Here is a 24,655-nt window from a genome sequence, read left to right on the forward strand (position 1 = left end):
AAGAAGAATGAATGGTGCAGAGGCAATGGTGAAGTGTCTGGAAGCGGAGGGCGTTACCAAGATTTTCGGAATTCCGGGAGTCGCGATTGCGCCTTTTTACGATGCGCTCTATGATGCGCCGTCGATTGAGCACATTCTGGTGCGTCAGGAGCAGGCGGCCGGTCATGAGGCGAGCGGCTATGCCCGCGTGTCCAGGAAGACAGCGGTCTGTGTGACCTCTTCCGGGCCCGGAGCGACGAATCTGATCACGGCGCTTGCCACCGCGTATGCGGACAGCATTCCGATCGTGGCGATCACCGGCCAGGTGAACAGCTCCCTTCTGGGAAGGGATGTGTTCCAGGAGGCGGATATGAGAGGCGCCACTGAATCTTTTGTAAAATACAGCTACCTCGTCAAGAATGCGGACGACATTCCGCGTATCTTCAAGGAGGCTTTCTATATCGCGTCCAGCGGGCGCAAGGGTCCGGTACTGATTGATATTCCATGTGACGTACAGAGCGCTGCCTTAAAGAAGGAATTTGTGTATCCCGAGGAGGTAAATCTCCGGGGGTACAAGCCGAACACGAAGGTGAACGCACAGCAGCTCTCGAAGGTGGTGACAGCCATCAATAAGGCGAAAAAACCGCTGATCTGTGTAGGCGGCGGAGTAATCCTCGGAAACGGGGAGGAGCTGGTGCGGGCTTTCTGTGAGAAGAATCAGATTCCGCTTGTGCATACCATGATGGGAATGGGAGTCCTTCCGAAGGCGCATCCGCTGTACTTCGGTATGCTGGGCAACAACGGCAAGCCGTACGCGAACCGCGCGGTTTCGAACAGTGATCTTCTGATTGTGGTCGGGGCCAGAATCGCCGACCGAGCGGTTCCGAAGCCGGAAAACCTGGAAAAACAGGTCAATATCATTCACATCGATATCGATTCTGCCGAGATCGGCAAGAATCTTGGCCCGACGATCCCGCTTGTGGCGGATGCGCGGCTTGTATTTCAGGCACTTCTGGACGCGGACATTCATGTAGACACGAGTGCGTGGCTGGAGCAGCTGGAGGAAATCAAGCACAGCACGGTTGATCATCGGAAGTTCAGTGATGCTCTTGTGAATCCGATGACGCTGGTGCAGCATCTGTCGGAAAAAATGGACGACGACGCGATTTATATCGCGGATGTCGGCCAGAATCAGCTCTGGTCGGCGGACAACTATATCATGAAGAACGGCCGTTTCCTGACGACCGGCGGAATGGGAACAATGGGATATTCCATTCCGGCTGCGATCGGTGCCAAGCTTGTCGACCCGTCCCGGCAGGTGGTTGCCGTATGCGGTGACGGTGATTTTCAGATGTCGATGTTTGAGCTGGGGACGATCGCCGTGAATAAGATTCCGGTGAAGATTCTGGTGATGCGCAACACATACCTGGGTCTGGTCCGCGAGCACCAGGAGAAGAAGTACCATAAGCGTTACTCGGGAGTGCAGCTGCATAAATATCCGCATTATGACAAGCTTGCGGAAGCCTACGACATGGATTATTTTTACGCGGATTCCAATGAGACCCTGGACAGTGAGCTCGACCGATTCCTGGCGTGCCCGGGGGCGTGCATTATGGTCTGCGAGATTGACTCCGCGAACAACACAAATTAAGGAGGGCGCGAAAAATGAAAGGTATTTTTTCCGTACTGGTAGAGAATAAGGACGGCGTGCTCTCCGGAATTTCCGGTCTGTTCGCGAGAAGGGGCTATAATATAGATAGTCTTGCCGTAGGTGAGACGGAGAGAAAGGATGTCTCCAGCATGACAATTGTGTCTACCGGAGATCAGAGAACGATTGACCAGATCGAGAAGCACCTGAACAAGAAGGTGGATGTCATCAAGGTGCGCCGGCTGGACGAGCCGAGGTGTGTGGAGCTTGAGACCATGCTGATCAAGGTCTCCTATTCCCAGACCAACCGGTCTTCTCTCATTGAGATCTGCAGTGTCATGGGAGCAAAGATTCGTCACGTAGCGCCGAAAAACATGGTGATCCTGATTACGGATGAGCCGGATACCATCAATGAATTCATTGAACTGGTGAGAAGCTTTGGAATTCTTGAGCTTCAGCGGACCGGCGTTATTGCGATGTCGAAGGGCTGAGCAGAACTTAGGAATTCTTGAGCTTCAGCGGACCGGCGTTATCGCGATGTCGAAGGGCTGAGCAGAGCGGAGGAAAAAATGACGAAACAGGCATTTAACCCGTATTTACCACTGGATGAATATGTTCCGGACGGTGAGCCGCATGTATTCGGAGACCGCGTGTATGTTTTCGGTTCCCATGACAGGGCAAATGCCGCCACCTTCTGTGCCAGGGACTATGTCGGGTGGTCGGCTCCCGTTGATGACCTCGGAAACTGGACCTGCGCGGGGACGATCTACAGCGCGAAACAGGATCCGCTGTACAATGCAGGGAAAATGGCGTACATGTACGCACCGGACTGCGTCCGCGGAAAGGATGGCAGATATTATCTGTATTACTGCATGGCTGGCTACCGCGGAAAGGGTGGTTACAGCAACCCGGTCAGCGTTGCCGTGGCGGATGAGCCGAACGGACATTACGAGTATTTGGGCATCGTCCGAGACAGCGAAGGAAACCCTCTGACAAAATATGTCTGCTTTGATCCGGCGGTTCTGAACGACGACGGCGTGATCCGTCTGTATTACGGAACATACTACGGTTTTTCGCACAGAATGCCCTCTGCGGCGGCGCGGAAAATCATGGAGAAGCTGTTCGGGCGCACGGCAGAGGAAATCCGCGCGGTAAAGGGCGAGGTTGACGGCGCCTGCATGGTGGAACTGGAGGACGACATGCTCACGGCCAGGACGGAGCCTGTGAAGATTGTCCCGGATGAGTTTGCGAAGAGCGGGCATCCGTTTTTTGAGGGAAGCTCGATCCGCCGTGTGAAATACCGGGTGGCGGCAGAAGAAGAGTCGTCAGCGGAAGAAGAGTCGTCGGCGGGAGAAGAGATGCCGTCGGAAGAACAGCTGTCGGCGGGAAAAGATACGTCGGCAGAAGAACAGCTGTCGGTAGGAAAACAGACGCCGGCGGATGAACTGTCCCGAGCGGAAGAGGCCGGAGTGAGGAGTGAAAGCGGAAAAACGGTTCGTGACACGGATTATGAGATCCGGAAGATGTACATTTTTGTCTATTCTTCGAGACAGAATCACGAGCTGTGCTATGCCACCAGCGAATATCCGGATCATGGCTTTACGTTCCGCGGGACGATTATTTCAAACGGCGATATCTACCTGGATGGAAGGAAGCCGTCCAAAAGGCTTAACCATACGGGAACGAACCATGGAGGCATCGAGTACATCAACGGGCAGTGGTATGTCTTCTATCACCGGCTGACGAATATGAGCGATTACAGCCGGCAGGGATGTGCGGAGCCGATTGAGGTTCTGGAGGACGGCACGATCTGTCAGGCGGAGATGACCAGCTGCGGTCTGAACGGCGGTCCGCTGAAGGCGGAGGGCACCTATCCGGCGGCGATCTGCTGCAATCTGACAAACGGGAGAATGCGGCACGGATCGAATGCCGTCATGGACTATCACGCGCCGAGAATCATGTGCAGCAGAATTCCCGGGACGAAGGGAAAGAAGCAGGAAACGTATGTCGGCCGGATCAGCAGAGATACGATTATCGGCTACAAATATTTTCAGTTCGATGGCGAGGAGGTTACAATCACCGTTACGATGCGTGGACGCGGAGACGGCGTCCTGTACGTGATTACGGGTGACGATGGAGAAGCCGCGGCAGAGATTGAAGTGAGCGGAAGCGGAGAATGGAGGAAATACAGTACCTCCTGGGAACAGGAGGCGGGAACCGCGCCGCTTTATCTGACTTTTGAGGGGAAAGGTCAGTTTGATTTGCTTGAATTTTCACTCGGCTGAAAAAATATACAGCATAACAGGAGGAAAAGAATCGTGTATATCACATGTCTTGATGTAGAAGGAGTACTGGTACCGGAGATCTGGATCGCTTTTTCAAAGGCGAGCGGGATTCCGGAGCTGAAGAGAACGACCCGGGATGAGCCGGATTATAATAAGCTGATGAATTGGAGGCTTGGAATCCTGAAGGAGCACGGACTTGGTCTTAAGGAAATACAGGATGTCATCGCGACCATAGATCCGCTGGAGGGCGCACGTGAGTTTCTGGACGAGCTGCGTTCCTTTACACAGGTCATTTTGATTTCGGATACGTTTGAGCAGTTTGCGGCACCTCTGATGAAGAAGCTGGGCAATCCGACGTTGTTCTGCAACACGCTGGATGTGGCGGATAACGGGGAAATCACCGGCTTCCGCATGCGCTGCGAGCAGTCCAAGCTGACTACTGTGAAGGCACTGCAGTCTATCGGATTTGATACGATCGCGAGCGGAGACAGCTATAACGATCTGGGAATGATTCAGGCCAGCAAGGCAGGCTTCCTGTTCCGAAGCACGGAGAAGATCAAGGCGGATCATCCGGAGATTCCGGCTTTTGAGGAATACGGTGATCTTCTTCAGGCAATCCGGAAGGCTATGGCTGAGTGAACGTTCACATTTTGTGGATAACTTGTGGACATTGTGGATAAATACCGGAGTTATGAACATCGATTTCGGGTTATCCACAGAAAAAGTACAAAATCAGGTGGATAACGTATATGATCCGTGAGGTTGATATTGAGGATATCTGGGACGGGCGGTTTTACCGGGCGGAGGATGAGGCGCCGGTCGGATGCGGGGATTGCAGCGGGTGTTCAGACTGCTGCCGTATGACCGGGGATTCGATCGTTCTCGATCCGCTGGACATGTACCGTCTGACCTGTGGACTGGGCAGAAGCTTTGAGGATATGATCGAGAAGGAAATTGAAATCCGCATTGTGGACGGGATGATCCTTCCGAATATCATGGAACATGACGAAGCGGATCCGTCCAGGGAGGACGGGTGTCCGTTTCTGGACAGCAGCGGACGCTGCGGAATTCACGAGATAAGACCCGGGTTCTGCCGGCTGTTCCCGCTGGGGAGATATTATCGGGATGAGGACCGGAGCTTCCGTTATTTTGTGCAGAAGGGGGAGTGCACAAAGGGCGGTTCTTCCATGGTGAAGGTATGTGACTGGATCGGCGTGCCGGAGGAGGAGACGGGACGATATGAGGCATATATCAATACCTGGCATTTTTTCCTGAAGGATTTGAGTGCAAGGATCGGCATGCTTACGGACCGGAGCAGGGATCAGGTGACGCGGTATGTGCTTCAGATCTTCTATGTGATGCCGTATCAGGTCGGGACGGATTTCTATGTGCAGTTTGACCGGAGAATGAACAGGGCGCGGGAGGGGCTGGCACCGCTGCTTCGGTAATATTTTTGAAGGGAAGCGTTTGTCATGGATTCTTTTTATCTGTCGCATTACTTTGATTTTAAGAATGCGGGACCCTTTTTTCTGGTCTCGTTTCTATGTCTGGCCGGAGTTCTGGCTGTCATTCTGGTCGCGGCGCGCGCGCAGACCGGTTATCATGGCAGGAAGGACGCGCTGAATATGGATACCCGGACGCTGAAAGCGGTCCGGAAAACACATTTTTCTCTGATTGAGAGTTTTTACGAGATGGTGTTCTCGAGTACGGCTGTGCTGCTCTTCCTGAGCGTATACTATTTACTAGACGAGTACTGGTCGCCGCTGTCACAGTACTGGTTCAAGTACAGGGATATTCTGCTGCTGGTCTTCATTCTGCTTTCGGTTCTGGTTACGAGCTGGTTTGACGTGGCTCTTGTTCGTCTTACGCATATCAAGTCGGAGCAGAAGGCATGTATCCGGCTCTTAAGCTCCTTCTATATCATTTTGATTCTGCTCTATATCAAGGTGATCTACCAGGACGACAACTACGACACGCTGATCCAGTATTTTCTCCTGCTGGCAGCTGGCCGTTTCCTGTATTTCGATTTTACCTGGGACTGGTTCAAGGAGACGGTCGCCGGTCTGTGGAGAAACTTGCCGCTTCTGGGGTTGATGGCAGGGTATTCCGCGATTGTATGCTGGTACGGCTTTAAGGTGGACTTTCTCCTGAAGTCGAACGGAGTGATCGTAAGTACGCTGATTGCCCATCTGTTCATGGATCTGTGCATTTTTGTCATGCACAAGACCAGGCTTCTGCGTTTCTTTATCCCGTCAGACGCGGACAAGGATGCGGCGCTTCGCGACGCGCAGGAGTCCGTCAGCCGCAGAGCAGGTGCGCAGCGCGCGGCGGACGCGGAGAACAGAAACTACGCGCAGCGGATGGGAAACGCGGAGAGCAGATACTATGCGCAGCGCGCGGCGGACGCAGAGAACAGAAACTACGCGCAGCGGATGGCGGAAGCCGCCGGAAATCGGGATCTGCGCGGTTATGACGGCATCGCTCATCGGACAGAGCCGGAGTCTCATCTGAATTACGCGCAGCGGATGGGAGACGTGGAGAGCAGATACTATGCGCGGCGCGCGGCGGATGTGGATAATAGAAACTATGCGCAGCGCGCGGCGGGTGTGGAGAACAGAAATTACGCGCAGCGGATGGCGGAAGCTGCCGGAAATCGGGATCTGCGCGGATATGACGACAAGGATTATCGGACAGAGCCGGGGGCTCATCTGAACTACGCGCAGCGGATGGGTTTGCGTCAGGACGTGCAGGATGTGGAAGAACATGAGGGCACACATATTATCCGGAACCCGGAAGAGCTCAGGCCGGAGGAAGACGAGATACACATCCCCGAATACAAGTTGGATGAGACGGAGCGGAATGCTCTTGCGCACGATGCCCGCATGGGGAATTCGAAGCATCTGAATTATTACCAGAGAAAGAAAGAGGAAGAATAAATGTTTGACAATGCGTCTGACCGTGTGCTGGACTTTATCCGCCGGTCACCGAGCTGTTTTCATGTTGTTGAAAACCTGAAGAACGAGCTTCTCGAGCATGATTATGAGGAGCTGAGGGAGGAACAAGGCTGGAATCTGAAGCCGGGCGGGAGATATTTTGTGACGCGGAACGGCTCGTCCATTCTATCTTTCCGGCTGCCGGATCTGTCGGAGGGCGGGATCAGGAGCGCTCATATCATCGCGAGTCACAGTGATTCGCCGACCTTCAAGGTAAAACCGTCGCCGGAGATCTGTGTAAACGCAGATGAGATCAAGCTGAATATTGAAAAATACGGCGGGATGCTGTGCAGTACATGGTTTGACCGGCCGCTTTCCGTCGCGGGACGTGTGCTGGTCCTTGTTCCGGGAGCAGAAGGAGGATCTCCTGCCTTCCGGATTGAACAGAGCAGGGACGGGGAGAAAGCAGGAACACAAGCTGAGAATTCTCCTGCCTTCCAGATTGAACAGAGACTGGTGAATATTGACCGGGACCTTCTGATGATTCCGTCTCTGGCGATTCACATGAACCGGAACGCCAATGACGGCACTGCTTATAATGTGCAGAAAGACATGCTTCCGCTGTTCAGTCAGAACGGCGACCGGGAAGGGTTCCGGAAGCTGATCGCCGATGCCGCGGGCGTTGATGAGGATAAGGGAGAAAAAATCCTCGGAGAGGATCTCTTTCTCGTGAACCGCACACCGCAGTCGGTCTGGGGCGCGGATCGGGAGTTTATCTCGAGTCCGAAGCTGGATGACCTGGAATGCTGCTACAGCTCCTTCCTCGGATTTGTGGATTCGGGAATGGAGGTCGGAAGTGGGACAGGAATCCTTGACATGCATTGTGTCTTTGATAATGAGGAGACGGGGAGCAGAAGCAAGCAGGGCGCGGAATCGACGTTTCTGCGTGATACGCTCGACCGGATTATGGACGGCCTCGGTCTCGGACGTGAGGATTTCCATCGTATACTTGCGAACAGCTTTATGGTATCGGCGGACAACGCGCATGCGGTGCACCCGAATTTTCAGGATAAGGCGGATCCGGTTCTGCGTCCGCGCATGAATCAGGGAATCGTCATCAAAAATCATGCCAATCAGCTGTACACCACCGACGGGGTATCCGAGGCGATTTTCCGCTGTCTGTGCGAGGCTCATAAAATCCCGTGTCAGGGATTTGTGAACCGGTCGGATATGCGCGGAGGTTCGACGCTCGGCAATATTTCCAATACGCAGGTGTCTATGAATACGGTGGACATCGGCCTGGCGCAGCTGGCCATGCATTCATCCTATGAGACCGCAGGTGCCAGAGATCCGCAGTATCTGGCCATGTTTTCGAAATATTTCTATGAGGAAAAGCTGCCGGAAATCCGGTGACGCTTCTTCCAAAGGGTATCCGGGTTTCGCGTCCGGTGCCCGGATCACTGCGGGACTATTTGCGGTGGAACAGGGCAGATTCCGTGATGATATGAAGCGAAGATTCTGCAGGGACATACAACAGTGGTTTTGGAGAGACATCAATGAGTGATTTTCTGGACGGGATCCGGAGTATGGAACAGCGGGGTGGTAGACATGGGAGAGCAGACAAGATTTTTTTCGGATGATACCAGAAGGGAAATAGAGAAGATACCGGTACAGATGATCATTCTCCGGCTGCAGCCGGACAGGATGTGCTGCGAGGCAGTCACGAACAAGCTTCTGGAATTTCTTCAGATCGACAGAGAGTGCGCGGAGGTATCCTTTGCCGGTCTGGATGATTTTCCCGATGAGTGCGGGTGGATGCATCCGGATGACCGGAAGCGGATTGATCATCTGTTTGCGGGGATGAAAAATTTCACAGAGCAGAAATACGTGTACCGTGTCCGGCTGAGACGGAAGAAGGATCCGGATTACCGATGGTATCCGGCTGAAATTTTCGGCAGAAATCTGGGTGAAAAAGGGATTCTGGTGTATTGCAGTCTGGTAGATGCGAGTACAAACGGGGAACGCCGCAGGCAGAAATCATCCGCGGAGAAGATGCGCAAGCTCCTGGTGAACAAGGTCCTGGAGACGACGCAGGACTGTATCTTCTGGAAGGATACGGACCGGCGTTTTGTCGGCGTCAACCGTGCTTTTCTGGAGTTCTACGGTTTTCCCTCTGATGAGGCGCTGATCGGAAAGACCGATGAGGAGATGGGATGGCACGAGAATCCGGAGCCGTTCCGCAGGGATGAGGAGAGAGTCCTGCGGGGAGAAAGCACGCTTCTGGTGCACGGGAAGTGCAGGATCCGCGGCGAGGAGAGGGATATCCTTGCGACCAAGGCGCCGATTTATGACGGAGACGCAATTATCGGTCTGGTAGGAAGCTTCATCGATGTGACCGAGGATTACAATCAGCGAAAGCAGATCGAGCGGCTCGGGGATGAATTGAAGGACGCGCTTCAGGCGGAGAAGAAGACAAATGAGAATCTGAACATGTTCATGTCCAGAATGAGCCATGAGATGCGCACACCTATGAATGCGGTGATCGGCCTTTCCAGCCTGGGCATGAAGGCAAAGGATGTGGATGAGGCCGTGGACTGTCTGCACAAGATCAATATGTCCGGACAGTATCTGCTCGGCATTATCAATGATGTGCTGGATATCGGCAAAATCGACAGCGGCAAGTTCCGTCTGTCGGAGAAGGAGACCCGTCTCGCGGATATCAATACGGCCGCAGATACGATCATCCGTCCCATTGCCAACCGGAAGAAAGTGAATCTGACCTACGATTTCAGCGGCGTTCAGATTCCGGAAGTTATCTGTGACCGGATGCGTGTGCAGCAGATCGTGATAAATCTGATGAATAATGCCGTGAAGTTTACGGATGAAGGCGGGACGGTCCATGTGGAGATTTCCGATCAGGCAGCAGGCGGGAAGGTGAAGCTGAAGATCGTTGTCTCGGACAATGGATGCGGAATGAGCCGGGATTTTCTCAAACGAATTTTTCAGCCATTCATTCAGGAAAACCGGGACCCGGTCAAATACGGCTCGGGTACCGGACTTGGCCTTTCGATCTCAAAGACTCTGGCGGAGCAGATGGGAGGCGGGATCACCGTTTCCAGCGAGGAAGGCATCGGGTCGGTATTCACGGTGACACTCATGCTTGGACTTCCGAAGAAAAATGCGGGGGAGAATGACAGCGGGGGCAAGGAAGGACAGGACACAGCCTCCTGTGACGGACGGGAGGAACGAGAGTTTTCCGCTTTGAAGGGAAAGAGAATCCTGCTCGCCGAGGACAATGAAATTAATCGGGAAATAGCACTGCGCATGATGAAACGTGCCGGCATTCAGGTCGACTGTGCGGGAAATGGAAGAGAGGCCGTGGAGATGGCGGAAAGCTCATCGCCAGGGTTTTACGCGGCGGTGATTCTCGATCTCATGATGCCGACGATGGGCGGCTATGAGGCTGCGGAGCGGATCCGTTCCTCCAGCCGGCAGGATCTGAGGACGATTCCGATTATTGCGATGTCTGCGGATATTTTTGAGGAGTCCGTGAACCGGGCGATTTCCTGCGGGATGAATTCTTTCATCACTAAGCCGCTGGACGCGGATAAACTGTTCGCGACGCTCATGGAAACCATAAATATACTCTGACATATCGGACAGACGGGTGCGGAAAGTGTATAAGCTGTGGATTTACTTCACATTTATTCATGTGATATAATAGATCAAATAAAAAAGATAACGGAAAAACCCACAGAGACCGATGATTTTGCTGTATAAGGAGTGCGAAGCACGAAGCAATCCGCAGCTGATACAGTGTGTGGCGCTGTTCACATCATGTGGCACAATTTATCGTATTTTTTTGCTGGATCCTCTGTTGACTCTGTACCGCTTTGCGGAGTCTGACATCATACATGGTTCCGTTTGACGGCGGTTTTCGGGACACATACAGATCGGCTATGGGGCAAGGGGGATAAATATGAATCCGGGTATTACAGATAAGGAAAAACAGAATCTTTTTGACAGCATCTTTGAGAATATTTATCAGGTTTTTCTAAAGATTGATCTTCTGACCGGAGACGGGGTGACACTTGCCGCAAAGGATAGTGCCTGGAAGGCCAGCACCGGTATGCGGTTCAATTTTGAAAAGATCATCTACACGTACATTCTCGACGTGTCGGCGGATGCGGATCCCATGAAGACATTGAACGAGCTGAAGCTGGAGAATGTCTCTGCGAGGCTGCAGGAGAGTCCGGTATATGAGGTGTACAATACCGTGCACGGAAAGGAAGGGCATCTGCGGGTTTGCGGATTCACATTCTTCCGCGGAGACGGAGACATCATTTATCTTGGGATCCGTGACGCGACCGGCGGTTTCAACGATGTGAACGCGCACATCCGGAAGCTTGAGAGGGCGCTGCAGAAGGCGGATAAGGAGAGCGATGAGAAGAATACGTTCCTGACGCTGCTGAGCAGAAATGTACGCACGCCGCTCTACTCCATTATGGGGCTCACCAGGGCTGCCGAGTCGGATCTCGGAAGCAATACTGCCTTTGATGATTATCTGCACAAGGTGTCCATGTCCGGAACCTACATGAACGAGACCATCAATGACGTGCTGGATCTCCGGAGAATCTCGAGAAATGAGATTGTCCTGAAAGAGGAGGAGATTTATCTCAAGCCGTTTTTTGAGGAGATACAGCGGATGATTGCTCCGTCCATGTATGAGAAGGGCCTGATCTTCCGGATGAACACGGAGAACGTGTCAGATCTGACGGTCATGGCAGATCATCACTGTCTGCAGCAGATTCAGCTGAAGCTTCTGCAGAGCGCGATCAATTATACCATTCAGGGCGGAAGAATTGACCTGGATGTCAGGGAGCTGTTCCGGACACAGGAGATGGTCACGCTGGAGTTCTCGGTGAGAGACCGGGGAATTGTCATTGATCAGGAACGGCTGAAGGTATTGTTCCAGCCATACGATTATCTGAAGAGCAAAATCGATTCCCATATCGGTTCCCTGGATATTGATCTGATTATCCTGAAGAGCTATGTGCGCGCCATGGGCACGGATACGCTTACGGCCGAGTCGGACGCTTCCAGAGGAACCCGCATCTCCGTCACGCTTACAGTTCCGCTGGCGGATGAGCAGTATGAAGAGCGTCCGGATTCACAGGAGATGGATTTCAGCGGGAAGAGAGTACTGGTCGTAGATGACAACGAGATCAATCTGGAGATTGTGCGCAAGATTCTGTACAGCAGGAACATCGAGGTAGTCAGCGCTAAGAACGGGCAGGAGGCCGTGGACCTGTTCCGCAGGGAAAATGGCCGTTATGACCTGATTCTGATGGACATTCTGATGCCGGTTATGGATGGCCTGGAGGCCACCCGCAAGATCCGGGCGATGCGGGATATTCCGGGCGCGGCGCATGTCCCGATCATCGCGATGACGGCAAATGCCTTCCGCGAGAATTTTGAAGAAAGCTTCAATGCCGGAATGGATGCTCATCTTGTGAAACCGATCGAGCCCGAGCGCCTGATCATGGTGATGTCGGATGTAATGGGCCGCAGGGAACAGGTCTGACGTGCGGTTCTGTCCGGCGGGAGGTGATGGTATGGATAAGCTGATCGAAGAATTAAAGAACTGGGGTGCGGATACGGATGCGGGCATTCAGAGGGTGATGAACGACGAGGAATTCTATCGGATGCTCGTCCTGAAGTTCGCGGATTCCCCTGAGTTTGAGACGCTGGAGGCTGCTCTCGACCGTGGTGACAGAAAGGCTGCTTTCGGTATCGCCCACAGCCTCAAGGGCGCCTCCGCCAACCTCAGCCTGACACCCTTCTACCGTGCGGTGGCCGCGGTTGTCGAGGATCTCAGAAAGTATTCCGGTGTTGGAAGAGAAGCTGCTGAAGAGGACACGGAACTCGAGCTGCATCTGCAGCAGTATCGGATGGAGAGGGATCTTCTGATGAGTCTTACGAGGAAGTACGTCGGCTGACCGGAAACTGCCGGTTAATTTGTGGTATATGCGGAGAGACGGAACCTACTGAAAATTAATTATTGAGATCCGTATCTTTAAGTGTTATGTTTCTTAATGTCAAATAAATCAGGTGCGGATATAAAGACAAGGGCGTCTTGCTTATGACATGGTCATGTGCGAGGCGCTTTTGTTTATACATTTTTTAGATTTCTGCTTGTTTTTTATTAGTTCTCTATTCGTTGCTCCGGCCTGAGATTTTGGATAAGGAGGCGGCTGATGAACCATTTGGTTGTCACAATAGGATGTGAGTACGGCGCCGGTGGTCCCCAGATCGGCAAGATGCTTGCGGAAGCTCTGAATATCGAATATTACGACAGAGATCTGATCGATAAGGTTGTCGATCAGCTGGGCGTGGACAAGGAGCTGGTAAAAGAGGCAGATACCAAGGCAAATGTCAAGTACAGCTTTGAGACAAGCCTGGGGCCGAGATACGCGAACCTTACCAATCGCGTGATCTACACGCAGTACGAGGTCCTTCACAATATGGCGGAGAAATCCTCATGTGTGATTATCGGCAGGAGCGCGAACTATATTCTGAAGGACAGGGATGATGTTCTGAATTTCTTCATCTATGCACCGAAGGATGTGAGAATCGGTTCAATCATGGAACAGGATCATGTTTCAAGGGACAAGGCGGAAGCCGAGATCGATTATTACGATGAGATGAATCATTCGAGGCATAAGTACATTACCGGTACATACAGAGGTGACAGGCGCGGAAGAGATCTGATGATCGACAGCAGCAGGCTCGGCTGGGAAAAAACCGCGAAATACCTTCTGATGTTCATAGAGATGCTTCACGAATGAAGGCCTGAATATCGCCGTCAAACGACAGGGCAGAAGCGAAGCACGGAGCAATCCGCAGCTTATATAGTTTGCGCCGCCCCGCTTGCGGGGCATGACGGTTAATTTAAAAATCAGAGATAAGAGATAAGAACGATGCGTGAGCTGCGAATGGCAGCAAAGTACAGCGGGAACTTATACGGTTGCAGATCCGCCTGCGTGTCATGGCAGGGTGGGAACTTATCAAGTTGCGATCCGCTTGCAGAGCATACGAATTCAATCTATGGAAGAAGGACAAGGGCGTCCGGACAGATATGTGTCTGTCTGGGCGCCTTTTCCTGTATTCGGACAGCACAATGAATCCGGAAAGAAAAGGAGGCAGGTATGGAGAGCAAAAAAGAATCGGAATTTACAAAGGTTTTCAGCGCGTGGGATATTCTGGTTATTGCATTCGGCGCGATGATCGGCTGGGGCTGGGTTGTATCTACCGGTGACTGGATCGAGAGAGGCGGAGTAATTGGCGCCGTTCTGGGATTCGTTCTCGGCGGTGTGATGATATTCTTCATCGGCCTTACTTATGCGGAGCTGACGCCCGCGATGCCTGAATGCGGCGGCGAGCACGTATTCAGCTTCAAGGCAATGGGTGCGAATGGCTCATTTGTATGCAGCTGGGCGATCATTCTCGGATACGTCAGTGTCGTATGCTTCGAGGCCTGCGCGCTTCCGACGATCATCACCTACATATATCCCGGATTCCTGAAGGGTTATCTGTATACGGTCGGTGGTTTCAAGGTATATGCATCCTGGCTTGCGGTTGCGGTTGCGATGTCGATTTTTATTACCTATATCAATATCCGTGGCGCGAAAACAGCAGCCGTCCTGCAGACGGTCCTCACTGTTATCATTGGAGGTGCGGGAATTCTCCTGATTGTGGCTTCGGTTATTACCGGAAGCCCGGCCAATCTGGAAGGTCAGATGTTTGTGGGATCCGGAAGCGGAATCGCGCGGAATATCCTGCGCGTGGCTATGATGAGCCCCTTCTATTTCATTGGTTTTGACGTTATCCCGCAGGCGGCGGAGGAGATCAATGTTCCGCTGAAAAAAATCGCCAAGATGCTTCTGCTCTCTATCGTACTTGCCGTTGCGTTCTATGCTCTGGTTATTTTTGCAGTCGGCTACGTCATGAATTCCGGCGCGATCGCCGCCTCTGCCTCCAGCGGATCCGGTCTGGTGACAGCGGATGCGATGGCAGCGGCGTTCAAGACATCGGTGATGGCGAAGGTACTGATCGTCGGTGGAATGTGCGGAATTGTAACGAGCTGGAACTCTTTCCTGATCGGTGGAAGCCGTGCGATGTATTCCATGGCGGAGTCCTATATGATCCCGAAGTTTTTCGGGAAGCTTCATGAGAAATACAAGACCCCGATTACCTCTCTGGTTCTGATCGGCGTACTCAGCTGCCTGGCACCTTTCGCGGGAAGAAAGATGCTGGTGTGGATCGTTGACGCGGGAAACCTTGCCTGCTGTCTTGCTTACTGCATGGTTGCGATGTCCTTCGTGATTCTGCGGAAAAAGTCTCCGGAAATGCCGAGACCCTATAAGGTAAAGCACTACAAGGTTGTCGGCTTTTTCGCCATTGTTCTTTCCGGTTTCATGGTGCTGATGTACATCCTTCCGGGAACCGGCGCTACGCTTTCTCTTCCCGAGTGGGTAATCGCAGGAGGATGGGGAGCGTTCGGAGTTGTTCTGTATGCGGTCTGCAAGGTGAAGTACGGCGAGAAGTTCGGAACTCTTGTCGATGTGGCAAATGATGAGCTGGATGCCGAGGCGGCGAGAGAACGTCAGGCAGCGGCCGGAATCGCAGCCGCAGAGGCGGGCGCAGAGCCGGCGCCGGCGATGGCATCAAAGACCATTTCTCCGGATTTCGCGAAAGCAAAAGCAGTCAATGCAGCCGGAGCCGAAATGCTTCGGGATGCTTCAGCGATTCCGGATACCTTCCAGTATTTCCTGCCGGTGAACCTCGTGTTCGGATATGGAAAAACAAAGGAGGCCGGAGCGCTGGCCGGGAAGTACGGACATAAGGCACTGATCGTCACGGGACGTTCCAGCGCGAAGAAATCCGGACTGCTTGACAGAGTCCGTGACAGCCTGCAGGAAGCCGGCCTGGAGACAGTTCTGTATGACAAGGTTACCGCGAACCCGCTCACCACAACGGCACAGGAGGGCGCGGACCTTGCAAAGCAGGAAGGCTGCGATGTGGTTGTCGGCATCGGCGGAGGAAGCATCATGGATGCCGCCAAGGGCATGGCATTCATGGCAGTCAATGACGGCGCGTTTGACGATTACATCTACAATCGGAGGTCGAGTGATCAGGCACTGCCGCTCGTACTGATCCCCACAACATGCGGAACAGGATCCGAGGGAAATGGTTTCGCGGTGTTCACGAACCCGGAAACCGGAGACAAGAAGTCGCTCCGCAGCCCGGCGATCGTTGCAAAGGCATCGATTGTAGATCCTGAGAATATGATGACGATGCCGAAGAAGGTGCTTGCTTCTGTCGGATTTGATGCCCTGTGTCACTGCATGGAGGCTTATACAGCCCGAAAAGCACAGCCCGTTACCGATGCGCTCTGCATGTACGCGATCCCGCTGATTGTCGGGAACCTGGTGGATCTGTATCAGGGAAAGGAAAGCAGAGAGGCATGGGAGGCAATGTCCATCGCCAGCACCATCGGCGGAATGGTCATCAATACCGCCGGAGTCACCCTTGCCCATGCGATGGAGCATCCGGTCAGCGGTTTGAAAAATGTAACACACGGCGTAGGACTTGCTGCCATCACGCCTTATGCGATTGCAGCTTCCTGGGAGGGAAACCGTTTCAAATATGGAAAGCTTTCGAGAATGCTCGGGGGCTACACGGCAGAGGATTGTGCCGAGAAGGTGCGCACCCTGCTCAGGGAGCTTGATCTGAACATCACGCTGGAGGATCTGGGCGTCACCGAGGGAGATATCCCGTGGCTGACGCAGAACTGCTTCAAGGTATCGAAGGCAAACATCGATAATAACCCGACAATGCTCGCCGAGGAGGATGTGGCGGAGATTTACCGGAAAGCTCTTCACGGAGAGTCGCTGAATCTCGCGCGTACCGCCTGAAACAACGGCATTGGTATTAATCTTTCTTTAAGAAGGCACGGACACGGGACAGTGGAATTTCCAGAGATCTCGTGCTCCATACCAGATATAAATGTTAAATATTTTTTTGTACAGGAGGAAAAGAAAATGGCATTAGCAGAAGATTTACCGAAGATTGTAACTGGTCAGGTTCCGGGACCGAAGGCAAAGGCTATTCTGGACAGAAGAGATGCGGCGGTTCCAAAGGCTCTGTGCGGCCAGACTTATCCGGTCGTTATCGAGCGCGGCGCAGGCCCGATCGTGAAGGACGTTGACGGCAACGAGTTCCTTGACTGGATCGGCGGCGTGGGCGTACTGAACATCGGATATTCTCATCCGGAAGTCATCGAAGCGGTCAAGGAGCAGTCCGAGAAATATTTCCACACAATCTTCAACGTCATCTGTCATGAAGGATATATAAAGCTGGCTGAGGGACTGAACAAACTGATCCCGTGCCGCGGAGATGTGAAGAAGACCTATTTTGCAAACTCCGGTGCCGAGTGTGATGAGAACGCAATCAAGGTTGCGAAATCCTATACACACCGCGGAGGCGTGATCTGCTTCACCGGTGCTTTCCATGGACGTACAAACCTGACGATGGCACTGACCGCGAAGAAGGCATTCGCACAGGGCATGGGACCCTTCCCGGCTGAGATCTATCGTGCGCCGTATCCGTACCTGTACCGCGCACCAAAGGGATACAGCGAGGAAGAGGCGATCGAATACTATCTGAACGGATTGAAAAAGGTATTCGACGAAGGAATCCCGGCAAATGAAGTTGCATGTATGATTGTTGAGCCTCTTCAGGGCGAGGGCGGATTCATCCCGGCTCCGATTGAATGGGTAAAGGCGGTCCGCAAGATCTGCGATGACAATGGAATCCTGCTGATCGCTGATGAGGTTCAGTGCGGAAACTGCCGTACCGGAAAATATTTCGCGTCCGAGTACTGGGCTGAGGCGGGAGCTGCTCCGGATATCGTTACAACCGCGAAATCCATCGCTGCAGGCATGCCGCTCAGCGCAATCACCGCAAGAGCAGAGATCATGGACGCTGTTCCGGCAGGAACCATCGGTGGCACCTATTGCGGCAACCCGGTTTCTGTCGCTGCAGGCAACAAGGTAATGGAGATCTATCTGAGAGATGACTTCCCGGCAAAGGCAAGACATATCGGCGAGATGATTATGGGAGGATACAAGGAGCTTCAGAAGAAATATCCGGTGATCGGCGATGTGCGTGGTCTTGGAGCGATGATCGGTATCGAGTTCGTAAGAGATCCGGAGACAAAGGAGCCTGCTACAAAGTTCACTGCAAACCTGATTCAGTGCGCGCTTCAGAAGGGACTTCTGATCGAGAATGCAGGAACAGCAAGCAACATTGTTCGTTTCCTGGCACCGCTCGTAATGACAGATGAGCAGACAAAGAAAGGACTTGAGATCTTCGAGGAGTCCATCAAGGAAGCACTTGCAATGGGTCTGTAATCAAGGATCCGTGATGAGACCGCGCAGTCATTGAAGGGAGAGAGCCGGATGAAGGTTCGCCTTATGACAGAAGAGCACGACACCGGCTGCGCGGCATGAAGAGGGTACTTCGTACAAAATATATATATTTAACAGGGGCGGGAGCACGCCGGTCAGATACCGCGTGCTCCCGCTTCTTCGTTATACCTGCTGAGATCGAAATGGGATCCGGTCTCGCTTGCACCTGCTGAGATCAAAATGGGATCCGGTCTCGCTTGCACCTGCTGAGTTCGAAATCGGATCCGGTCTCTCTTATGCCTGCTGTCTCCGAAATCGCATTCGGTCTCTTATATAAGCTTTGTGTGTGACGAGCCTGGTCTGCGTTTCCAAGAGGTTAGCCCTGTGATTCTCCCTGTGCTTCCGCGTAGGAGATCAGTGTGGCATCGTGCGTGGAGGTCTTCCAGTCATCGCCGTCCTGACGCTCGATGGTGAGCTTGATCTTGTCACCGGAGGAATGTCCGGAGATGATCTTTTTGAGTTCGTCATAGGAGCTGACTGAGGTACCATCAACAGCCGTGATGATGTCTCCCTCTTTAAGGCCTGCGAGAGATGCGGGGCTTCCGGAGAGGACGGTCTTGACATATACGCCGTCCGGATAACCGGAGGTATCGACATCGGTCAGGGAATCAATGTCGGCGCAGGTGATTCCAAGGAAGCCGGCGTTTTCATTTACCGAGGAGGAATTGTCGGAACTGCTGTCTACGCTGTTCTGATCGGAATTGCCGCTGTCGGAATCATTGTCATTACCGTTGTTTCCGGAGTTGTTTTGTCCCGGAAGCTGGAAGCCTCCGTTGTCCTGACTGAAATCAGGCAGGTTATCGGAAAGATCCGATTCGATGGATTTCTCGATCTTTGACGCTGCTCTGTCCATTGAGCTGCTGATGGCAGCCGGAATTGTCAGAGACAGGATCCCCGCTGCCACAACACCTGCGACGGCTCCGGTGAGAACGGTGAACCCGATTTTCTTCCCGATGCCGCTGTGGTGTCTGCATCCTCCATTGGCGTAGGGATTGCTGTTCCAGGGACCATTGCCGGCATTGTTGTTCCATGGGCCATTTCCGGCGGAACCATTACTGCCATTGCCGTTCCATGGGCCGTTTCCTGTGGAACCATTGCCTGTGCTGCCGTTCCATGGCCCGTTTCCCGTAGACCCATTGCTGTTTCCGTTACTGCTCCAGGAGCTGCCGCCGTTTCCAACGTAGGGGTTGCCGTTTCCGTTATTGCTCCACGGATTGCGGCTTCCGGAGGAAGTGTCAGAGTTCTGGCTTCCCCAGGGATTGGGATTGCCCTGGTTTGTTCCGTTGTTCTGCGCGGACGAATCTGCAGCGCCAGTCGCGTTATTATGGTTTGTTTCGCTGCTGTCAGACCCCATTGCGTTACTGCTCTGGCTGCCTGTGTTGTTCTGATTCATCTCATTATTATTCTGGTCATCATACATGATTCATGTCTCCCTTCGATCGGATGCAGATAATTTTCGTGCATCCGTTTAATTTCAATATCTGTGGTATGTCTGTTACATCTAATGGTTTAATGATAGAAAACAAACGTGAAAAATAAGTGAACACAGGGTGAAAATCCGATGTAAAACCGAAAAAGCTCCCGGCGCCGGCAGAATTGCCGGTATCCCGGGAGCTTTTTCAGACTGCAGCTGAAGGATCATTCCCTCAGATACAGATGTCGGCGCAGCCGCAGATTAAATGAAACAGAGCTGTCCGTGGCGCGGCAGATTTTATAGAGGTGTCGGCGCAGCCGCAGATTTTATCCATAGAGATATCGGCGCAGCCGAAGGATTTTAGCTCGATGCGGATGTCGACGTGGCTGAAGTGCCGGCAGCGGATGATCCCGAGACAGCTTCCGTTGGCGTATCTTCGCTCGAAGAGGAAGATGTGGAGGCCACGAGATTCGAGGTCGTCAGGTTAAAGTCACTGTAGATCGTTGAGGATATCGTGTAGACCGTATCCGCGTCATCGACGCGCAGATAGTACTCAGAGATCTGGCTGTTGTAGTCACCGACCTCGAGCTTATGCGTTGAGCCGTCCGAGAAGGTAATCGTGATTGTCATGACCGGACTGTCGAGACCATACTGCGTGAAGTCTGTCACATCTGTGATTTCGTTGTCCGAGCTGAGATCCGAGAGCGCATCGGTCATGGTCTTGATCTGTGTGGTATCCACCTTTTCATCCGGGAAGTCAGCAAAACTCCAGGTGTCGGCATCAGCGTCATGATTGACGTTGAATCCGCCGGCGTCATTGGCTGCAGTAATGTTCTTAATTCCGGAGATATCATCGTCCGAGAGGGAGAGTGCGGTATAGGAGGTACTCTTTTCAGTTGCTTCCTTGTGGGCGCTGTAAGCCTTTGCGGCAAAATAGGCGCCAATGGCGCACCCCAGAATGACCAGAAGAGTAATCAGCTGAATTTTCTGTTTTTTCATTTTATCTCATCCGTTCTAATCATAATGTCTTGTCTGCTGTTGTCTGCTGTCCGTGCTGTACCCTGTCCGTGCTGTATTCAGCCGGTGCTGCATTCAGTCGCTGCTGTATCCAGTCCGTACAGTATTCGGTCGGTACTGTACTCAGCCGGTGCTGTATCCAGCCTGAGCTGTATATACAAACGGGTTCTGTCCTGCATCTCTCCATCGGGGAGAGATGCAGGGCAGGAACGTAAGCGTTTTATTTTTTCCTTCGGATAACCCAGATTGTGATTCCGAAGGCCAGAAGAACAACCGGGATCAGGATGACAAACAGGATGGTGAGAAGGACAGCGGTGCGTGTGGCCATGGTGATGGTGGTGTTGTCCATGGACTTTGACGGGATGGAAATCGTCGTCGTGTCGGAGGTCACAGCGCTGATTGAGCCGCTGAAGAGCGACAGGTTGGAGCCGGAAACCATCTGGTTTGCGTTATCGTTGAAGATGTACGGGGACGTATACACGACCGCCGTTGAGGTAATGGTATCTGTGCTGCTGTCCGCCGAGGAACTGCTGGATACGCTGTCCGCCGAGCTTGCGGATACCGATTCTGAGGATGACGAGGTTCCGGATACGCCGTTCGCTGTCGATGAGCTGGTCACGGTGTTGTCTGCGGCGCTTCCATCTGAACCGCTGATTGTCTTGACTGCCTTCAGACCGACGATTCGCGCGGCAAGCTGATCGCTGTCGGTTTGCTCCATGTCGGACTCGCTTGAAACACTGCTGTGCACATACGCGCTCTCTGAGGTCTGCAGAAGAGGTGTGTATGCAACCTGGCTGTTGGAGCTGTCGTAGGTGATCTCCTGAGAAAACGGCGACATGATGTATCCGTTTGTGATACCGGAGGTGATATCGTTGCTCTCCACATTCGGGAGAAGGTAGGAGGGATACTGATAGTAGCGGCTGCTGTCGCTGTCCAGAACAACGCCGTCATTCAGCGTGATTCCAAAGTAGGACAGAAGCGCCTTGTAATTCGACATATCGCCGGTCGCTTCATAGTTTGTGACCGCGATGACATTTCCTCCTTTATTGAAGTAATCCTCGAGTTTCTTCAGATCGTCAGAGGACAGGTCAGAGGTCGGCGCGTTGATGATGACTGCCTGTGCGTCATCCGGGACACTGTCGTTCTGCATGAAATCCAGATCCTGTACCGTGATGTTCATTTTGCTTACGGCATCGGTGAAAGTACTGGACAGGGCGGTTTCGTTGTGCCCGGTCAGTGTGTAGATGACCGGATTGCTGTCGCTTGTGACATAGTCAATGGCAGAGGTGATCTGACCTTCACCGTCATATCCCGTAGTTTTCTGGGAATAGGTGGTGTAATCCGTGGAGGTCTCATACACATCGCTGAAATTGACAATCTTGCTCTTGTCACCGCAGGTGACGATCAGAGAGTTCATATAGACATTGGAAGAATCATCAGTGTACTTCTGGATAAAGGTTGGATTTTCCGCAGGATCGACGTAGCTGACCTTGATATGCTTCGACAAAGCCTCATAACTCTTCAGTGTTTTATTCAGGGTCTTGTCAGATGCACTTTCCTTGTCAAGCACATAGATCGTGACATCGTCCTTCAGGCCGGAGACGAGATTCTTCGTATCGTCGGTGAGGGAGTAGAGACGGCTGGAGGTGACGTCAATATTCTGCATGGAATCCGGAAGCTTTGTGACTGCCAGGTTCACGATAACGGTGATGGCGAGAACAACGACGATCATGACCGAGCTGTACGCTCCGAAGGAGATCGTTTTTTTCGAAATAGAATACCTTCTCTTCTGGATAACCTGCGTAGTCAGGAACAGGAAGAGGAAGATAACGGTCGCCATATAGATGATCGCGGTGATGTTCAGACTTCCGGAAAGGAAGTTCTCAAACTGGCCCCGGACATCGATGGCGGTCAGGAATTTCGTGAGTACGGTATTGGAAGAGACCATGTTCTGAATGGTCGGGATCAGATACATCACGAAGAGGCAGAGGAAAGACAGAACGGCCGCAATGATCGGGTTTTCTGTCAGAGAGGATGCAAAAACACAAATCGCGATGCAGGCCAGTCCGTAGAGCCACATGCCGAGGATGGCGATATAATCCGATCCAAAGGATACATTTCCGAATGCCGACAGGATCAGAGGATAGATGCAGGTCATCAGAGTCGGAATCGTGTAGATTTCCGCCAGAGCCAGGAATTTCTGGAATACGACCTGTCCCACGGATACCGGGGCGGTGAAGAGAATCTGGTCCGTCTTCTGGCGCTGTTCCTCAGAGAAGGAACGCATGCAGAGGATCGGCATCAGTATCAGGAAAATGATCTCGACGGTGCTGATGGTTCCCGTGATGTCAGAGCTCAGGCTCAGAAAATTATAGTTCGATACAAAAAATGACAGGAACGCCCAGAATACGGCGATAAAAAGCCAGCCCGTTACGGAATGAAAGTTTGATTGAAAATCTTTCTTTGCAATTGCCTTCATCAGTCAGACACCTCCTTGTGATCAGAATCCGCAGGATCCTGGCTGTGCTTCGGGGCACTCTTGTCATCCGAAGCGCCGGAATCCTGGCTGTGCTTTCCGGTGCGCTTGCGATCAGAAGCGGGGCGTGCGTCATCACTGGTAAGAGACAGGAAGACATCTTCCAGAGAGCGTTCGCTCTGATTCATGGACAGGAAGTACATTCCTGCGCCGAATACAGCCTGGGAAATGGCCGGACGGATATCCAGCGTCTGTTCCGAGTGAATGACCGCGTGAAGCTGGAGAGGTGCGCCCTTTCCGGGATCTTTTGCGACAGAGACGTTTACGCCGGATACCAGATCAATGCGGCGAAGCGCGTCGCCCAGGGTCTGCTCATTGTCTCCGAGAACGTCGATGATGACCTCCTGCTTATGGCTCATGGCCGTGCGGAGATTCTCCGGCTTATCACTCGCGACAAGCTGGCCCTTGTTGATAATCCATACGTAATCGCAGAGACTGCTGACATCGGAGAGAATGTGAGAACTCAGGATGATGATGTGATCCTTCCGGAGCGTTCTGACATAGTCGAACATCTCCTTCTGCTGCTCGGGATCAAGTCCGACGGTCGGCTCGTCCAGAATGATGATCTCCGGATTGTTGATGATGGCCTGTGCCAGTCCGACACGCTGCTTATATCCCTTTGACAGGTTTTTGATCAGGCGGTTCTGCATGCCCTTTGTGCCTGTCTTCTGCATGGCGTTCTCCACGGCGCCCGCGCGGTCCGCCTTCGGGATCTCCTTCAGTTCTGCCGCGAAAAATAGATATTCCTTTACCGTCATATCCGGATAGACCGGAGGAATCTCGGGCAGGTAGCCGATTCTTTTCTTGGCATCCTCCGGCTGCTTCAGAATGTCGAAACCGTCGATCTTAACGGTTCCGGACGACGGCGCCAGATAGCCGGTCATCATATTCATGGTCGTGGATTTTCCCGCGCCGTTCGGACCGAGAAAGCCGTAAATGGTGCCCTTTTCCGCTGTGAAGCTCAGGTCATTTACCGCAATGTGATCGCCGAAGCGCCGCGTCAGATGTTCAACTTCAATCATCTCGTAACTCCCTTCATATTGTCGTGTATGCGTGAAACGGGCTCTGTTTCCCTGTGCGGGAGAAGACAGGCCGATTTTCACACCATGAAAAAGAGTAAAAAAAATATGTGTTCTTTTGTGCATGCAACTGTGAAAAAACTGTGAAGTCTGTTCCGCACGCGATATTTCGTACGAAAGCAATGGATTGTAATGAGGCGCCGGGAGTTTTATACTTATAATTATGGAAAGAACGGTATGCCTGCAGTTTATGTCATAGAAAGAACAGTAACTACGCAGACTATATTATCGAA

General features: G+C 52.6%; 17 protein-coding genes. 13 read left to right on the plus strand and 4 right to left on the minus strand.

Annotated features, from left to right (window positions below; all coding sequences use genetic code 11):
- Positions 1-7: 7 nt before the first annotated feature.
- The 13 genes from ilvB to ACTQ1O_RS07425 all read left to right on the plus strand — a co-directional run bounded on the left by ilvB (position 8) and on the right by ACTQ1O_RS07425 (position 18,319).
- On the plus strand, positions 8-1,630 hold the full coding sequence (ilvB, locus tag ACTQ1O_RS07365) for a biosynthetic-type acetolactate synthase large subunit (protein WP_441486720.1): 1,623 nt from the start codon (positions 8-10) through the stop codon (positions 1,628-1,630).
- 14 nt (positions 1,631-1,644) lie between these two features.
- Positions 1,645-2,118 (plus strand): acetolactate synthase small subunit, encoded by a 474-nt coding sequence (gene ilvN / locus ACTQ1O_RS07370; protein WP_441101345.1) that lies wholly within the window; start codon positions 1,645-1,647, stop codon positions 2,116-2,118.
- 78 nt (positions 2,119-2,196) lie between these two features.
- Positions 2,197-3,912, plus strand: coding sequence for a family 43 glycosylhydrolase (locus tag ACTQ1O_RS07375; protein WP_441486721.1), 1,716 nt, complete (start codon positions 2,197-2,199; stop codon positions 3,910-3,912).
- 33 nt (positions 3,913-3,945) lie between these two features.
- Complete coding sequence (thrH, locus tag ACTQ1O_RS07380) at positions 3,946-4,551, plus strand: bifunctional phosphoserine phosphatase/homoserine phosphotransferase ThrH (protein WP_441101343.1); 606 nt, start codon at positions 3,946-3,948, stop codon at positions 4,549-4,551.
- 110 nt (positions 4,552-4,661) lie between these two features.
- Positions 4,662-5,360 (plus strand): YkgJ family cysteine cluster protein, encoded by a 699-nt coding sequence (locus ACTQ1O_RS07385; RefSeq protein ID WP_441486722.1) that lies wholly within the window; start codon positions 4,662-4,664, stop codon positions 5,358-5,360.
- A gap of 24 nt (positions 5,361-5,384) precedes the next feature.
- A complete protein-coding gene (locus ACTQ1O_RS07390; RefSeq protein WP_441486723.1) occupies positions 5,385-6,848 on the plus strand; it encodes a hypothetical protein in 1,464 nt (487 codons plus the stop codon).
- Positions 6,849-8,258 (plus strand): M18 family aminopeptidase, encoded by a 1,410-nt coding sequence (locus ACTQ1O_RS07395; RefSeq protein ID WP_441486724.1) that lies wholly within the window; start codon positions 6,849-6,851, stop codon positions 8,256-8,258.
- Between the two features lie 147 nt (positions 8,259-8,405).
- On the plus strand, positions 8,406-10,496 hold the full coding sequence (locus tag ACTQ1O_RS07400; RefSeq protein WP_441486725.1) for a PAS domain-containing hybrid sensor histidine kinase/response regulator: 2,091 nt from the start codon (positions 8,406-8,408) through the stop codon (positions 10,494-10,496).
- A 328-nt stretch (positions 10,497-10,824) separates the two neighbouring features.
- Positions 10,825-12,429, plus strand: coding sequence for a hybrid sensor histidine kinase/response regulator (locus ACTQ1O_RS07405; protein ID WP_441486726.1), 1,605 nt, complete (start codon positions 10,825-10,827; stop codon positions 12,427-12,429).
- Between the two features lie 31 nt (positions 12,430-12,460).
- Complete coding sequence (locus ACTQ1O_RS07410) at positions 12,461-12,844, plus strand: Hpt domain-containing protein (protein ID WP_441486727.1); 384 nt, start codon at positions 12,461-12,463, stop codon at positions 12,842-12,844.
- A 258-nt stretch (positions 12,845-13,102) separates the two neighbouring features.
- Complete coding sequence (locus ACTQ1O_RS07415; RefSeq protein ID WP_441486728.1) at positions 13,103-13,693, plus strand: AAA family ATPase; 591 nt, start codon at positions 13,103-13,105, stop codon at positions 13,691-13,693.
- Between the two features lie 360 nt (positions 13,694-14,053).
- Complete coding sequence (locus tag ACTQ1O_RS07420; protein ID WP_441486729.1) at positions 14,054-16,822, plus strand: bifunctional amino acid transporter/iron-containing alcohol dehydrogenase; 2,769 nt, start codon at positions 14,054-14,056, stop codon at positions 16,820-16,822.
- 126 nt (positions 16,823-16,948) lie between these two features.
- Positions 16,949-18,319, plus strand: a complete 1,371-nt coding sequence (locus ACTQ1O_RS07425) for an aspartate aminotransferase family protein (protein WP_441101334.1) — start codon at positions 16,949-16,951, stop codon at positions 18,317-18,319.
- A 373-nt stretch (positions 18,320-18,692) separates the two neighbouring features.
- On the opposite strand, the gene ACTQ1O_RS07430 is transcribed toward ACTQ1O_RS07425, so the two are convergent.
- The 4 genes from ACTQ1O_RS07430 to ACTQ1O_RS07445 form a co-directional block, all read right to left on the minus strand.
- Positions 18,693-19,796, minus strand: coding sequence for a PDZ domain-containing protein (locus tag ACTQ1O_RS07430; protein ID WP_441486730.1), 1,104 nt, complete (start codon positions 19,794-19,796; stop codon positions 18,693-18,695).
- A 354-nt stretch (positions 19,797-20,150) separates the two neighbouring features.
- Positions 20,151-20,789: a DUF4340 domain-containing protein gene (locus ACTQ1O_RS07435; protein ID WP_441486731.1), complete on the minus strand. Its 639-nt coding sequence runs from the start codon at positions 20,787-20,789 to the stop codon at positions 20,151-20,153.
- A 238-nt stretch (positions 20,790-21,027) separates the two neighbouring features.
- Positions 21,028-23,286, minus strand: a complete 2,259-nt coding sequence (locus ACTQ1O_RS07440) for a Gldg family protein (protein ID WP_441486732.1) — start codon at positions 23,284-23,286, stop codon at positions 21,028-21,030.
- Positions 23,286-24,365 (minus strand): ABC transporter ATP-binding protein, encoded by a 1,080-nt coding sequence (locus ACTQ1O_RS07445; protein WP_441486733.1) that lies wholly within the window; start codon positions 24,363-24,365, stop codon positions 23,286-23,288. The genes ACTQ1O_RS07440 and ACTQ1O_RS07445 overlap by 1 nt, the downstream gene beginning before the upstream one ends.
- Positions 24,366-24,655: the final 290 nt, after the last annotated feature.

Origin of the sequence: Bilifractor sp. LCP21S3_A7, assembly GCF_052118825.1 — a bacterium.
GTDB lineage: Bacteria > Bacillota > Clostridia > Lachnospirales > Lachnospiraceae > Bilifractor.